Consider the following 13,018-nt stretch of genomic DNA (forward strand, 5'->3'; position numbering starts at 1 on the left):
CTCATGCTGCGCTACCCGCAATTCGATCCCATCGCCATCCGCATCGGGCCGCTGGCCGTACATTGGTATGGATTGATGTACCTGCTCGGCTTCGGCCTGGTCTATCTGCTGGGCCGCTGGCGCATCGCGCGCGGCAAGGTGGCCGGGGGGTTCACGCCGCGCGATCTGGAAGACCTGATCTTCTACAGCGTCATCGGCGTGGTCGCCGGCGGGCGGCTGGGCTATGTGCTGTTCTACAAGCCCGGCTACTACTTCACGCACCCGCTGGAGATCTTCTATCTGTGGGAAGGCGGCATGTCCTTCCATGGCGGCCTGCTGGGCGTGATCCTGGTGATGCTTTATTTCGCCCGCAAGCGCGGCGTGTCGTTCTTCACGGTGAGCGACTTCATTGCGCCGCTGATCCCCCTGGCGCTGGCCATGGGCCGCCTGGGCAACTTCATCAACGGGGAACTGTGGGGCCGGCCCAGTACCCTGCCCTGGGCCATGGTGTTCCCGCAAAGCGGCGACGGCGTGCCCCGCCATCCCTCGCAGCTGTATGAACTTTGCCTGGAAGGCATCGCCCTGTTCATCCTGATGTGGTGGTTCGCGCGCAAGCCCCGGCCCACCGGACAGGTCAGCGCGCTGTTCCTGATCGGCTACGGCATCTTCCGCTTCCTGGTGGAATTCACGCGGGAACCGGACAACTTCCTGGGACTGCTGGCCGGGGGGCTCAGCATGGGCCAGTGGCTGTCCGTGCCCATGGTGTTGATCGGCGTATTGATGTTCGCCTTTACTGCAAAACGATCGTCCCGTTGATATCGACGCTGACGGTGACCATATCGGCCTGCAGCGGGACGTCGGCAGCGGGCGCCGGGGCGCCCTTGGCCATCGCCATGTAGGCGCGCGGCGCCACGGCGCCCACGCCGCCCAGATGGATTTCCTTCAGGCGGTAGCCGTTGAAGCCGAAGGCCGACGCAGCGGCCAGCGCCCGCTCGCGGAAAGCCTGCGCCGCCTGATTGAGCAGTTTGCGCTCGATGGCTTCGCGCGCCTTGCGCGAAAGCGTGAAATTGATATTGGAGATCGCGCTCTTGTCGCCCATTCTGGTCGCCAGCGCGGACGCCGCCTCGAAGTTGGCGGACTCCAGGATGATGGAGCCTTCTCCCTGCCAGCTGACCAGCTTGCCCTTGTTATTGTTGTTCGGCCACACGCGGTAGCTGCCGGTGCGAGCGGCCACGTCGGGGTTGCTTTTGGCGGTTTTCATCAGCTCGTCCAGCAGGACATTGAGCTTCTTGCCGACCGCGGCCTGGTCGGGCGCGTCGACCTGCGTGCTGACCGTGATCTGCACCGTATCTTGCCGGACTTCTTCCGATGCCGCGGCCTGGAGCGTCAGCAGCGGACCCGTGTCGCGCTTGTCATCGGCGGACTGGCCGGCGGCGGCCGTATTGGACTCGGCCGGCTGTGCCAGCACGGCGGCAGGCGCGGCGCAGGCGGCGCACAGGATCAGGGCGCTGCGCGCCCACAAGCGGCCAAGGGAATCGAGCGTACGTCCAGGCATGGATGAAGGACCTCTGTAGCGGTGAACCAGCAATGAAGGCGTCTCGGCCCTGCCCGGGCGGGGGGCCGAACGCGCGCCAAAGTGTAGGCCAAGGCCTGCCCATGCGAAAGGGAATGAAAGACATGGAAACGATCGCGTGGCGCTGCCCACCGCGATCCGCCACGGCCCTGCCGCGGGGCGCATGAAAAAGGCGCCCGCATAGGGCGCCTTCGGGGAGCTCCCGTGCGAGCCTGCATGGTTGCAGGCCCGCGGGATAAATGCCCCGCCTGTGCCGTCAGGACCGGCATCTCGAACCGTGAGGTTCAAGGTGGTCGCGATCGGAGGGGCGTCGGGTTCGTCTGACAGAGAGACGATCACACCAGCCCCGCATTCACGCAACCTGTATGCCATAAAGCATAGGTTCAGAGAATGTATGGTCCAGTCACGAACACGGCAGGGACAAACCGGAAACCGTGATGAATACCTGCGAGGACATATTGTAGCGTTGTCAGCCGGGAGGTACTGCCTGGTTCCCGGAGGCGCGCGGAAGGCGCAGGGCTACAACAATTTTTCCTGCCCTGACAGGGCGTCGTCCAGCATCGAATTCATGTGCTCTATTCTACGCTTGAAGTCGCCCACCGCCAACCCGCCGAGCGGACCGTCCGGCGCTTTCATGGACAGCAGCTCGCCGGCGACCTGCAATGCGGCCATCACGGCGATGCGCTCGTTGCTGGACACCTTGCCGGTGGCCTGGATGCGCTGCATGAGCTGGTCCACGTGGCGCACCGCGGCCATCAGGGTGGGCTTTTCTTCGGCGGAACACGCCAGTGAATACTCGCGTCCCAGGATATTGACGTCTACGCGTTCCATGCTTTACTGATGCTCCTCGACCGGCGCCCCCGGCAAACGCGCCAGGACGGCGTCGATGCGTTCACGCGCCGCGACAGCGGCCACGCGCAAGCGCTGCAGGTCGGTTTCGCGCGAATTCATGCGCGCCTGCCATGCCTGTTCCTGTGCGGCCAGCTGGCTTTCCAGCGCCTCGCGCTGTTCCGCGTGCTTTTCGAGCTCGGCGCGCAGCCGGGCCTCGGTTTCTTCGGCTTGGGCCAACTTGCCGGCGAGCTCGCTGTCGTGCGACTGCAGGCGTTCCTGCAGTTCGTGCAGGCGAGCCTCGGCCTCGTCGCCGCGTTCGCGGAACTTGCGGGCTTCCTGTTCGGCCTGGGCCAGGCGGGATCGCAAGGCATCCCGTTCGCTGTGAAGCTGGCGGGTGCGTTGCACCAGTTGCCCGATGCGGGCAGCGAGTTGGTCGAGGTCTTGCAACATGGGCGCTATCGTAAACCATTCGCAGCGCCGCTACATGGTGATATGCACCGTGAGATACCTGGCAATATTTCGGTAGAACTACCGGCGCCGCCACGCCACCGACCGTCGCCTGGGCGCGACGCCGGCCACCCCCGCTGCCGACCGGCTTTCCCTTCTCTTTCTATCAACTTTCAAAAAGCTTTCATTCACCTGCCAGCGCCACCGGTTTGTTACGCATCGGGTACCTGAGAGCTTCAATTCTAGGGAAAACCATAGGCATTCAGCCAAATTACAGGGTTTCATCCCCGCAGGGGCTCCATTACCATGGCGCCATTCGCAGACCTGTGAGTTTACTTTCACCGAGCAAACTTAAACCTGAAACGAAACAAACGGCCGGCTGAACGGTTTTTTTATCACATGCTGTATTAGGAGCAGACAATCATGCAGCTACGCAACAAACAGGACTTCTGGTCCGGGGTGATGTTTATCGCCCTGGGACTGGGATTCGCCTGGCAGGCGACCAGCTACCAAATGGGTACCGCTGCGCGCATGGGCCCAGGATACTTCCCCTTCTGGCTTGGCATCGTCCTGGCGCTGCTGGGCGCGATCGTTCTGATCGGCTCGCTTTCGGCCAAGGCCACCGAAACCCACGTCGACAAGTTCGACTGGCGCATCGCCCTGCTGGTGCTGGGTTCGGTCGTGCTTTATGGCGTCGTCCTGCGCTTCCTGGGCGTCTATATCTCCGTCTTCCTGCTGGTGGTCATCAGCAGCCTGGCCAGCCATGAGTTCAACTGGAAAGTGGCGGTGGCCAACGGTATTTTCCTGGTGGTGTTCGTCTGGCTGGCCTTCATCAAGGGCCTGGGTCTGATCTTCCCGCTGTGGCCGTCCTTCATCGGCGCGAACTAAGGAGCATCGGCCATGGAATTGTTTGAACACCTGATGCTGGGCTTTTCCGTCGCGATTTCGCCGGAAAACCTGGCCTACGCCCTGCTGGGCTGCCTGCTGGGCACGCTGATCGGCGTGCTGCCGGGCATCGGCCCGGTGCCGACGATCGCGATGCTGCTGCCGATCACGTATGTCCTGCCGCCGGTTGCGGGCCTGATCATGCTGGCCGGTATCTATTACGGCGCCCAGTACGGCGGCTCGACCACCGCCATCCTGGTGGCCCTGCCCGGGGAAACCTCGGCCGTGGTCACGGTGCTGGACGGCCACCAGATGGCGCGCAATGGCCGCGCCGGCGCCGCGCTGGCCATCGCCGCGCTCGGCTCTTTCTTTGCCGGCTGCGTCGCCACCCTGCTGCTGGCCGCCTTCGCGCCGCCCCTGGCCGAAGTGGCATTCAAGTTCGGCCCCGCGGAGTATTTCTCCCTGATGGTGCTGGGCCTGGTGGGCGCGGTGGTGCTGGCTTCCGGCTCGCTGCCCAAGGCGATCGCGATGATCCTGCTGGGGCTGCTGCTGGGCATGGTCGGCACCGACGTGAATTCCGGCGTCGCGCGCTATGACTTCGGCATTCCGGAACTGCAGGACGGCATCGATTTCGCCATCGTGGCCATGGGCGTGTTCGGCTTCGCCGAAATCATGACCAACCTGGAACAGAAGGAAAACCGCGTCGACATCACCGACAAGATCGGCAGCCTGTACCCCAACCGCACGGAGTTCAAGGAAGCCTATCCCGCCGTGATCCGCGGTACGGCCCTGGGCTCGGCGCTGGGCATTCTGCCCGGTGGCGGCGCGGTGCTGTCCTCCTTCGCGTCCTACACGCTGGAAAAGAAGATCTCGCGCAACCCCCAGCGCTTCGGCAAGGGCCATCCCGCCGGCCTGGCCGGGCCCGAATCGGCCAACAACGCCGCGGCGCAGACCTCCTTCATCCCCCTGCTGACCCTGGGCATCCCGGGCAACGCGGTGATGGCGTTGATGGTGGGCGCGATGACGATCCACAACATCCAGCCCGGTCCCCAGGTGATGAGCAGCCATCCCGAGCTGTTCTGGGGCCTGATCGCCTCGATGTGGATCGGCAACCTGATGCTGGTGGTGCTGAACCTGCCGCTGATCGGCCTGTGGGTCAAACTGCTGAAGGTGCCCTACCGCGTGCTGTTCCCGGCCATCCTGGTGTTCTGCACGATCGGCGTCTACTCGCTGAACTACAACACCTTCGATATCTTCATGACCGCGGCATTCGGCCTGGTGGGCTATGTGTGGGCCAAGCTGAAGTGCGAAGGCGCCCCGCTGCTGCTGGGCCTGGTGCTGGGCCCCATGATGGAAGAGAACTTCCGGCGTGCGCTGCTGCTGTCGCGCGGCGACTTCTCGACCTTCGTCACGCGGCCGCTGTCGGCCTCGCTGCTGGCCGCGGCCGTCGCCCTGGTCGTGATCGTGGCGCTGCCGTCGATCCGCAAGAAGCGCGAGGAAACCTTCGTCGAAGAAGGCTGATCCGCGACTGCCCGGCGCCTCCGCGCGAGGCGCCGGCCGCATCGAAGCGCCCCCGCGGGGGCGCTTTTTTCATGGCGCGAGGCCGTTCGCGATGGACGGACGGATGCGGCGCGAAAGCCCATGCCAGCGATCCCATGGGCATGGCAACCGCCTCTTTCGCGCCCGGCGGGCCTGGCCTGTCCGGCCGTCCGCCGGGCGGGTGGACAAGGGGCGGAAGCCTGGGCGATTCGGACTAGTGAGAGATATGGTGCAGTGCACACAATCTCTTACGTTAAAGTAGGGGTTTACCCCGTCCTGGCGCCGCCCCATCCCCTATGACTTTCGATTGGCAGAATCCCTACAGGACTGCGCGCACCCCCGTTTTCGCGCGCAACATCGTGGCGACCTCGCAGCCGCTGGCCGCGCAAGCCGGCTTGCGCGCGCTTGCCGCCGGCGGCAATGCCGTGGACGCCGCGATCGCCGCCGCTGCCACGCTGACCTTGACCGAGCCCGTCAGCAATGGGCTGGGGTCCGATTGCTTCGCCATCGTCTGGGATGGATCGCGCCTGCACGGCCTGAACGCGTCCGGTACCGCGCCCGGCGCCTGGAATCCCGATTACTTCAAGCGCAAGCACAACGGCGCGATTCCCATGCGCGGCTGGGACAGCGTGACGGTGCCGGGCTGCGTGGCCGGCTGGGGCGCGCTGCATGAGAAATTCGGTTCGCTGTCCTTCGAGGACATCCTGGCGCCCGCCATCGATTATGCGGAACGCGGCTACGCCGTGTCGCCCGTCGTGCAGCAGAAGTGGGCCGCGCAGGCGGACGTGCTTCAATCCCTGCCGGGTTTCGCCGAACACTTCCTGCCCCACGGCCGCGCGCCGGCGGTGGGCGAGCACTTCGTGCTGAAAGGCGCCGCCAGCACGCTGCGGCGCATCGCCGCCACGGCCGGCCGCGACTTCTACGAGGGCGAGACGGCGCACAAGCTGGTGGCCCATGCCCACGCGCACGACGCCGCCATGACCCTGGCGGACCTGCGCGACTACCAGCCCGAATGGGTGACCCCGCTGGGCCAGGACTACCGCGGCTACACCTTGCACCAGATTCCGCCCAACGGCCAGGGCATCGCCGCCCTGATCGCCCTGGGCATCCTGGAAAATTTCGACGTGGCGTCGAAGCCGGTCGACCACCCCGATACGCAGCACTTGCTGATCGAGGCCATGAAACTGGCATTCGCCGATGTCTACGCCCACGTGGGCGACTCGCGGCATATGTACGTGTCGCCGGAACAGATGCTGGCGCCCGACTATCTGGCCGCCCGGGCCAAACTGATCGATATGCGCCGGGCCAAGCTGTTCACGACCGGGCATGCCCCCACCGGCGGCACCATCTACCTGACCGCGGCGGACCGCAACGGCATGATGGTCAGCTTCATCCAGTCCAACTACATGGGCTTCGGTTCGGGCGTGGTAGTGCCTGGTACCGGCGTCAGCCTGCAGAACCGCGGCCATGGCTTCACGCTGGAACCGGGCCATCCCAACCTGGTGGGCGGCGGCAAGCGGCCCTTCCACACCATTATTCCCGGCTTCCTGATGAAGGAAGGCGCGCCCGTGATGAGTTTCGGCGTCATGGGCGGCAATATGCAGCCCCAGGGCCATCTGCAGACCCTGGTACGCATGCTGGATTTCGGCCAGCAGCCGCAGGCCGCCTGCGATGCGCCGCGCTGGAAATGGAATCACGGCATCTCGGTCGATGTCGAGGCCGAGATGCCCCAGCAGGTGCTGGATGCATTGCGTGCCCGCGGCCACCTGCTGGAAGGACTGGAAGATCCCTATATGGACTTCGGGTCCGGCCAGTTCATCTGGCGCCTGGGCGACCCGGCCGTCGACGGCTACGTCGCCGCCAGCGACAGCCGCCGCGATGGCCTGGCGGCCGGCTTCTAGTTTTCCCCTTTACCCATCCTCCTTGCAACCGGAGATCTGCATGGCTTCCATCGGCAGTAGAACCTACGACGCGACGTCACCGAAGAAAGTGGCTTTCCTGGGCCTGGGTGTCATGGGATTTCCCATGGCGGGACATCTGGCCAAGGCCGGCCACCAGGTGACGGTCTATAACCGTACCGCGGCCAAGGCGCAGGAATGGGCGGCGGAATTCGGCGGCAAGACCGCCGCGACGCCGCGCGAGGCCGCCAGCGGCGCCGAGATCGTCTTTTGCTGCGTGGGCAACGACGACGACCTGCGCAGTGTCGTGCTGGGCGAGAACGGCGCATACGCCGGCATGGGCAAGGGCGCCGTGTTCGTCGACCATACGACGGCATCGGCACAGGTGGCGCGCGAGCTCTATGGCGAAGCCAAGCGCCTGGGGCTGCAGTTCGTGGACGCGCCGGTATCCGGCGGCCAGGCGGGCGCGGTCAACGGCGTGCTGACCGTCATGTGCGGCGGCGAGCCGGAAGTCTTCGAGCGGATCAAGCCGGTCGCGCAGGTCTTCGGCCGCGCGGTCACGCTGGTGGGCGCGCCCGGCGCAGGGCAACTCGCCAAGATGGTCAACCAGATCTGCATCGCGGGCCTGGTGCAGGGCTTGTCCGAAGGCATCGCATTCGGGCAGGCGGCGGGGCTGGACATGAAGCTGGTGCTGGACGTCATCAGCAAGGGCGCGGCACAGAGCTGGCAGATGGAGAACCGCGGCGCCACCATGGTGGACGACAAGTTCGACTTCGGCTTCGCCGTCAACTGGATGCGCAAGGACCTGGGCCTGGTGCTGGAAGAAGCCCGCGCCAATGGCGCGCGCGTGCCGGTCACGGCCCTGGTCGACCAGTTCTACGGCGATGTGCAGAAGATGGGCGGCGGCCGCTGGGATACGTCCAGCCTGATCAAGCGCTTGCGCGACTAGGCCAGCGGCCAAGGCGGGGCCCTGCCCCGCCATTTTTCACGCCTTCAATACCCGCGCTGCGGCGCTACCACGCCGGAGATCGGCTCGCCGCGCGCCAGCCGCCGTATCTTCGCGGCGATCTGCGCGATGGCTTCCGCGCGCAGCGTACTGGCCGCGATATGGGGCGTGACGTGCACCCGCGGGTGGCTCCACAGCGGATGCCCCGCGGGTAGCGGCTCGGTATCGAAGACATCCAAGGTGGCGCCATCCAGCTTGCCTTCGTCCAGCAGGGCGAGCAGATCCGCCTCGTTGACGTGGCCGCCCCGTCCGACATTGATCAAATGCGCGCCGGGCATCAGTTGCGACAGGATCGCACGATCCAGGATCCCGGTGGTTTCCGGCGTCAAGGGCAGGACATTGACGAGCACGCGCGTGCGCCGCAGGAACGCCGGCAACTGTTCCGTGCCGGCGTAGGTCTGCACGCCAGCGACCGTGCGCGGCGAGCGCGACCATCCCAGGACGGGGTAATCGAAGGCGGCGATGGATTGCGCCACGCGGCCGCCCATTTCGCCCAGCCCCAGCACGCCCACGGGCCACTGCTCGCGGCGCAATCCGGGCTGGGGCGCCCAGCGTTGCTCGGCCTGGTCGCGTTCGTACTGGCCGAAACGGCGCGATACGCGCAGCAGGGCATACAAGGCGTATTCGGCCATCTGCACGCCCATGCCGGCATCTTCCAGCCGGACGATCTGGATGTGCGGCGGCAGGTCCATTTGCAGCAAGGCATCGACGCCGGCCCCCAGATTGAACAAGGCCTTCAGCCCGGTTTCGTGCTCGATCAACGCCGCGGGCGGTTTCCATACGAGCGCGACATCGGCGCCGGACGGCGGGCCGGACGGGTCCCACACGGAAATCTTGCAATCCGGCAATTCGGCCGTCAGGCCTGGCAGCCAATCCGCGGGGTCGTTGTGGGGGCAGGCGAAGAGAACGTGCATGGCGTGGCAGAAGGGTTCGTCGAGGGAGGAACCTTAGCATGCCCTGAACCGCGCGATGCGGCACGCCCGCCGGGGTTTTCCCGTGAAGCGGGCTGCCTTTTTCCCGCCATGCAGCCGCCCGCTTCTTTCATGCGGCCCGCTGCCGGCCGAGCCCTGTCCGCCGATCGAATGCCAGGCCATCGCCGCGCTGGCGAGCGGGCGGGCGAGCGGGCGAGCGGGCAAGAAAAAACCGCCGCGCCCTGGCGGGCCGCGGCGGTCTTGGCGAAATACCCGGAGCCGCTCAGGCGGTCTTGGGCAGCATGGGCTTGCCACGCTTTTTGAACTTCTTGCGGGCGTGCGCGATGATCTGGACCAGGATCAGCAGGGCCGAGATGCCCACGAACCAGGCGCTGATCGGACGCTGCAGGAAGATCATCATGTCGCCGCGCGACAGCAGCAGGGCACGGCGGAAGTTTTCCTCCACCATGGGGCCGAGCACGAAGCCCAGCAGGATGGGCGCCACCGAAAAATCCAGCAGCATGAACACCGCGCCGATGACGCCGAAAGCCAGGGCTTCCCAGATTTGGAACAGGCTGTTCTGCGTGCTGAACACGCCCACCGCGATGAAGAACAGCGCGGACGGGAACAGATAGCGGTAAGGCACTTGCAGCAGCTTGACCCAGATGCCGATGAGCGGCACGTTCAGGATGACCAGCAGCACGTTGCCCACCCAGAAGCTGGCGATCAGGCCCCAGAAGATGTCCGGATGCTCGGTGATCAGCTGCGGGCCCGGCTGGATGCCCTGAATCAGCAGGCCGCCCAGGATCAGCGCCATCACCGCATCGCCCGGGATGCCCAGGCTCATGGTGGGGATGAAGTCGACCTGCGTCTTGGAGTGCGAGGCCGCCTCGGGCGACGCCACGCCGGCCAGCATGCCGGTACCGAAACGCTCCGGCGTCTTGGAGATCTTGCGCTCCAGCGCGTAGGCGATGAAGGTCGTGATGGTCGGACCGGTGCCGGGCATGGCGCCGAAGACCGTGCCCACCAGCGTACCGCGCACCAGCGGCAGGAAGGACTGCTTCAGTTCCTTGGCCGAGGGACGCATATCGCGCAGGCGCAGCTTGGTGCCCGTGCCGATGATGGTCATGCGGTTCACGCTCATCAGGAAGTCCGCCACGCCGAACAGGCCCATGGCGATCGCAACCAGCTCCAGGCCGTCGGACAGGTCCAGGATGCCGAACGACAGGCGAATGGTGCCGGTGTTCACGTCCGTGCCCACGACGCCGCACAGCAGGCCGAACAGCGTCATGCTGATGCCCTTCAAGGGCGAACCGCGCGACATCGTCGAACCGGCGATCAGGCCCAGCAGCATGATGGAGAAGATTTCCGTCGGGCCGAACTTGAACGCGACTTCCACCAGCAGCGGCGAGAAGAAGATCATTACCAGGATGCCGACCGACGCCGCGAAGAACGACGCGATCATGGTGATGCCCAGCGCCGTGCCGCCCTTGCCCTGCTTGGTCAGCGGATAGCCGTCCAGGCAAGTGACGGCGTGCGGCGGATGGGAAGGCAGATTCAGCAGGATGGCGCCGATGGCGCCGCCGTACTGCGAGCCGTAGAAGATACCCGCCAGCATCATGATCGCGGGGACCGGATGCATGACGTAGGTGAGCGGCAGCAGGATGGAAATGGCCGACAGCGCGCCCATGCCGGGCAGCACGCCGATGAGGTTGCCCACCAGCACGCCGAAGAACGACCACATCAGGTTATGGGGCTCGAAGGCAACGCCGAAGCCGAACCAAAGATCAACGAGAGCTTGATGCATGGCGTATCAACCCCACTGGAACAGGGGCAGCTGCAGCTGCAGCGCCCACCAGAACACGACCACGGCGATGACCACCATGCCCAAGGAAAGAATGAAGGCCTGCTTCAACGTATTCTTGCGATCGCCCAGCGCCGAAATGAAGGTGATGGCGAACGTGGCCGGCAACAAACCGCCGTACTGGCCAAGGAAAATGAAAGCCAGGATGCCAAGCAGGATGCAGATGGCGCCGCGCATATCGGGCATGCCCGTGGGATGCGCCGAGGGAACGTGCGTGCCCTCGCTCTCTTCTTGTTCTTTTGCGCCCGTCTTGCCGCCGATGGCGATCAACAGGCCTGTGAAAACCAGTAGTCCCCCAACCGATGCCGGAAAAAACCCGGGTCCCATGTGGCTTAGCGTACCGATCTGATAGTTCAGACCGCCGTATATCGACCCCAGGCCGATCAGGACCATCAGCGCACCGCCGTAGTAGTCCTTGTTGTATTTTTTCAGTGTTTCCACTGCATTCCTCCGTGTACTAGGCTTACACCAGCCTTTATAGGAAGCGCTCAGGGTGAGCACGTCCCTCTCACAAAGCACCGTGAGCCTGGAGGGCAGAATAAGGAGGCAAGCTGCTAATCCGCTTTCTTTGCGCTGTCGGCTTCCTGAATCCCAGGGTTATCCCCTAACAGGGGTATCCATAGGATGGCGCACAGGCCCACGCCGCCCTGGGAATTCGCTTCGCCATCGGCCAGCACGATGTCGCCGCCATTGCGGCGGGCGTAGGCCTGTGCGATCGCCAGGCCCAGTCCCGAGCCCGACGACGGGGCGCCGGCCGCTTCCACGCCGGCGCGATCGAAACGCGCGAACGCGCGCGCGCGCAAGGCCGGATTGAGACCCGTACCGTTATCGGACACGCGGACTTCCACACGGGTTTCGCCGCGCACCACGGAGACAGTGATGCGCGCGCCGCGTGGCGCGTAGTTGACCGCGTTGTGGACCAGGTTCGCGATGGCCTCGTGCAATTCGACTTCGGAACCCGCGACCGGAGCGGCCGGGCCTGTCAGCGCGCTTTCATCGGTATCGCCGCGCGCATCGCTCCATCCCAGGTCCTGCTGTTTTTCATGCGCGAGCGGCAGATACTGCAGTACGACCTCGCGCGCCACGTCATTCAAGTCCAGCACGCGATGCTGCGAAGTGGCGGCCTGGCTGGCATGCGCCAGTTGCAGCAGTTGCTCGGTCAGGCGGCGCGTGCGGCCCAGCTGCGCGACGATGGCGCGCAGGCCGTCGCGCATCAGCGCGGGATCCCGCTCGCGCAGGGCGTACTGCGCCTGCGTCGACATGATGGCCAGGGGCGTACGCAACTGGTGCGAGGCATCGTCGAGGAAGCGCGACTGTTCTTCCAGCATGTGCCGGTGCCTGGCGATGTGATGATTGACCGCCTCTACCAGCGGCGCGACCTCGGACGGCACGCGGCGCGCATCCAGGGGCGTCAGGTCGTCGGCGGAACGGGCGCGGATGTCGTTGCGCAGCTTGGCCAGCGGGCGCAAGGCCCACGCCACGCCCCACCAGACCATCAGCACCACGAGCGCCAGCATGCGCCCGTCGCGCAGCAATTCCTTGCGGCGGGCGGCGTCCTCGGCTTCGATGCGCTTGCCCGTGCTTTCGCCGACCAGTATCAGCACCTGCCGGTGCGTGCCGTGATAGTAAAGATCCCGCACCAGGGCGACCATGCGCACGGGATCGTTACGGTAGGCGCCGTCATAGAACATGGGCTGGCTATCGCTGCGCGGCCAGACCGGGGGCCGCGGGATGTCGGGCATGCCCAGCAAGGCCACGCCGGGCGCGCGGGGCGCCTGGCCCGAAGGCAGCGGCGGATCGATTTCCTCGATGCGAAAGTATTTGCGCAGGCCGGCGCGCGATTCGAGCATGACCTGCGCGTACAGCGGCGTCACGACCTGCAGCGTGCCGTCCGGGGTGAATTCGATGCTGCTTTCCAGCACGCGGGCCGGTTCCAGCAGCGCGCTGTCGTAGGCATCGTTGGTGATATCGGCCAGCGTCTGGTAATCGTTATAGCTGTCGATGACGAGCAGCGCGATGACGCCGGGCAGCAGCAGCGTAATAAGCAGCGCGCGTATGCCGACCCGGGTGAACCAGGGCCGGCCG

12 protein-coding genes and 1 other RNA gene are annotated in these 13,018 nt (G+C 65.5%); 5 read left to right on the forward strand and 8 right to left on the reverse strand.

All coding sequences use genetic code 11. The features are described from left to right. Nucleotides 1-3: 3 nt before the first annotated feature. On the forward strand, nt 4-795 hold the full coding sequence (lgt, locus tag BAU06_RS20525; RefSeq protein WP_066354593.1) for a prolipoprotein diacylglyceryl transferase: 792 nt from the start codon (nt 4-6) through the stop codon (nt 793-795). Here the strand turns inward: lgt and BAU06_RS20530 are convergent. The 4 genes from BAU06_RS20530 to BAU06_RS20545 form a co-directional block, all read right to left on the reverse strand. Then, complete coding sequence (locus BAU06_RS20530; protein WP_066354601.1) at nt 770-1,534, reverse strand: SIMPL domain-containing protein; 765 nt, start codon at nt 1,532-1,534, stop codon at nt 770-772. The two genes, lgt and BAU06_RS20530, sit on opposite strands and share 26 nt — an antisense overlap. 255 nt (nt 1,535-1,789) lie before the next feature. Beyond that, nucleotides 1,790-1,976, reverse strand: a non-coding RNA gene (ssrS, locus tag BAU06_RS20535) — 6S RNA. 95 nt (nt 1,977-2,071) lie between these two features. Continuing rightward, complete coding sequence (locus BAU06_RS20540) at nt 2,072-2,383, reverse strand: cell division protein ZapA (RefSeq protein WP_066354604.1); 312 nt, start codon at nt 2,381-2,383, stop codon at nt 2,072-2,074. Between the two features lie 3 nt (nt 2,384-2,386). Next, nucleotides 2,387-2,833 (reverse strand): hypothetical protein, encoded by a 447-nt coding sequence (locus BAU06_RS20545; RefSeq protein WP_066354606.1) that lies wholly within the window; start codon nt 2,831-2,833, stop codon nt 2,387-2,389. Between the two features lie 420 nt (nt 2,834-3,253). Here BAU06_RS20545 and BAU06_RS20550 point away from each other — a divergent pair, with 420 nt between their 5' ends. The 4 genes from BAU06_RS20550 (at nt 3,254) to BAU06_RS20565 (ending at nt 8,101) form a co-directional block, all read left to right on the forward strand. Further along, the gene (locus tag BAU06_RS20550; RefSeq protein WP_066354615.1) at nt 3,254-3,718 is read left to right on the forward strand and encodes a tripartite tricarboxylate transporter TctB family protein; all 465 of its coding nucleotides are present in this window, start codon (nt 3,254-3,256) and stop codon (nt 3,716-3,718) included. Between the two features lie 12 nt (nt 3,719-3,730). Beyond that, complete coding sequence (locus BAU06_RS20555; RefSeq protein ID WP_066354617.1) at nt 3,731-5,236, forward strand: tripartite tricarboxylate transporter permease; 1,506 nt, start codon at nt 3,731-3,733, stop codon at nt 5,234-5,236. 314 nt (nt 5,237-5,550) lie between these two features. Further along, nucleotides 5,551-7,155, forward strand: coding sequence for a gamma-glutamyltransferase family protein (locus tag BAU06_RS20560; protein WP_066354619.1), 1,605 nt, complete (start codon nt 5,551-5,553; stop codon nt 7,153-7,155). A gap of 40 nt (nt 7,156-7,195) precedes the next feature. Then, complete coding sequence (locus BAU06_RS20565; RefSeq protein WP_066354624.1) at nt 7,196-8,101, forward strand: NAD(P)-dependent oxidoreductase; 906 nt, start codon at nt 7,196-7,198, stop codon at nt 8,099-8,101. Between the two features lie 44 nt (nt 8,102-8,145). Here BAU06_RS20565 and BAU06_RS20570 read toward each other — a convergent pair whose 3' ends face one another. From BAU06_RS20570 to BAU06_RS20585, 4 genes are all read right to left on the reverse strand, one after another. Next, nucleotides 8,146-9,072 (reverse strand): 2-hydroxyacid dehydrogenase, encoded by a 927-nt coding sequence (locus BAU06_RS20570; RefSeq protein WP_066354626.1) that lies wholly within the window; start codon nt 9,070-9,072, stop codon nt 8,146-8,148. Between the two features lie 280 nt (nt 9,073-9,352). Beyond that, complete coding sequence (locus BAU06_RS20575) at nt 9,353-10,876, reverse strand: tripartite tricarboxylate transporter permease (RefSeq protein ID WP_066354635.1); 1,524 nt, start codon at nt 10,874-10,876, stop codon at nt 9,353-9,355. A gap of 6 nt (nt 10,877-10,882) precedes the next feature. After that, complete coding sequence (locus BAU06_RS20580) at nt 10,883-11,326, reverse strand: tripartite tricarboxylate transporter TctB family protein (protein WP_066359437.1); 444 nt, start codon at nt 11,324-11,326, stop codon at nt 10,883-10,885. Between the two features lie 161 nt (nt 11,327-11,487). Continuing rightward, nucleotides 11,488-12,990: a sensor histidine kinase gene (locus tag BAU06_RS20585; RefSeq protein ID WP_066359439.1), complete on the reverse strand. Its 1,503-nt coding sequence runs from the start codon at nt 12,988-12,990 to the stop codon at nt 11,488-11,490. Nucleotides 12,991-13,018 lie beyond the last annotated feature (28 nt).

It is taken from the genome of Bordetella bronchialis (genome assembly GCF_001676705.1).
In the GTDB taxonomy this organism is placed as follows: Bacteria; Pseudomonadota; Gammaproteobacteria; order Burkholderiales; family Burkholderiaceae_B; genus Bordetella_C; species Bordetella_C bronchialis.

What these genes read in the sequence shown, in the direction of transcription:
- BAU06_RS20580 (WP_066359437.1), bottom strand. Translation starts at nt 11,326, where the DNA reads ATGGTCCTGATCGGCCTGGGGTCGATATACGGCGGTCTGAACTATCAG.
- lgt (WP_066354593.1), top strand. Translation starts at nt 4, where the DNA reads ATGCTGCGCTACCCGCAATTCGATCCCATCGCCATCCGCATCGGGCCG.
- BAU06_RS20565 (WP_066354624.1), top strand. Translation starts at nt 7,196, where the DNA reads ATGGCTTCCATCGGCAGTAGAACCTACGACGCGACGTCACCGAAGAAA.
- BAU06_RS20530 (WP_066354601.1), bottom strand. Translation starts at nt 1,534, where the DNA reads ATGCCTGGACGTACGCTCGATTCCCTTGGCCGCTTGTGGGCGCGCAGC.
- BAU06_RS20560 (WP_066354619.1), top strand. Translation starts at nt 5,551, where the DNA reads ATGACTTTCGATTGGCAGAATCCCTACAGGACTGCGCGCACCCCCGTT.
- BAU06_RS20540 (WP_066354604.1), bottom strand. Translation starts at nt 2,383, where the DNA reads ATGGAACGCGTAGACGTCAATATCCTGGGACGCGAGTATTCACTGGCG.
- BAU06_RS20575 (WP_066354635.1), bottom strand. Translation starts at nt 10,876, where the DNA reads ATGCATCAAGCTCTCGTTGATCTTTGGTTCGGCTTCGGCGTTGCCTTC.
- BAU06_RS20570 (WP_066354626.1), bottom strand. Translation starts at nt 9,072, where the DNA reads ATGCACGTTCTCTTCGCCTGCCCCCACAACGACCCCGCGGATTGGCTG.
- BAU06_RS20555 (WP_066354617.1), top strand. Translation starts at nt 3,731, where the DNA reads ATGGAATTGTTTGAACACCTGATGCTGGGCTTTTCCGTCGCGATTTCG.
- BAU06_RS20545 (WP_066354606.1), bottom strand. Translation starts at nt 2,833, where the DNA reads ATGTTGCAAGACCTCGACCAACTCGCTGCCCGCATCGGGCAACTGGTG.
- BAU06_RS20550 (WP_066354615.1), top strand. Translation starts at nt 3,254, where the DNA reads ATGCAGCTACGCAACAAACAGGACTTCTGGTCCGGGGTGATGTTTATC.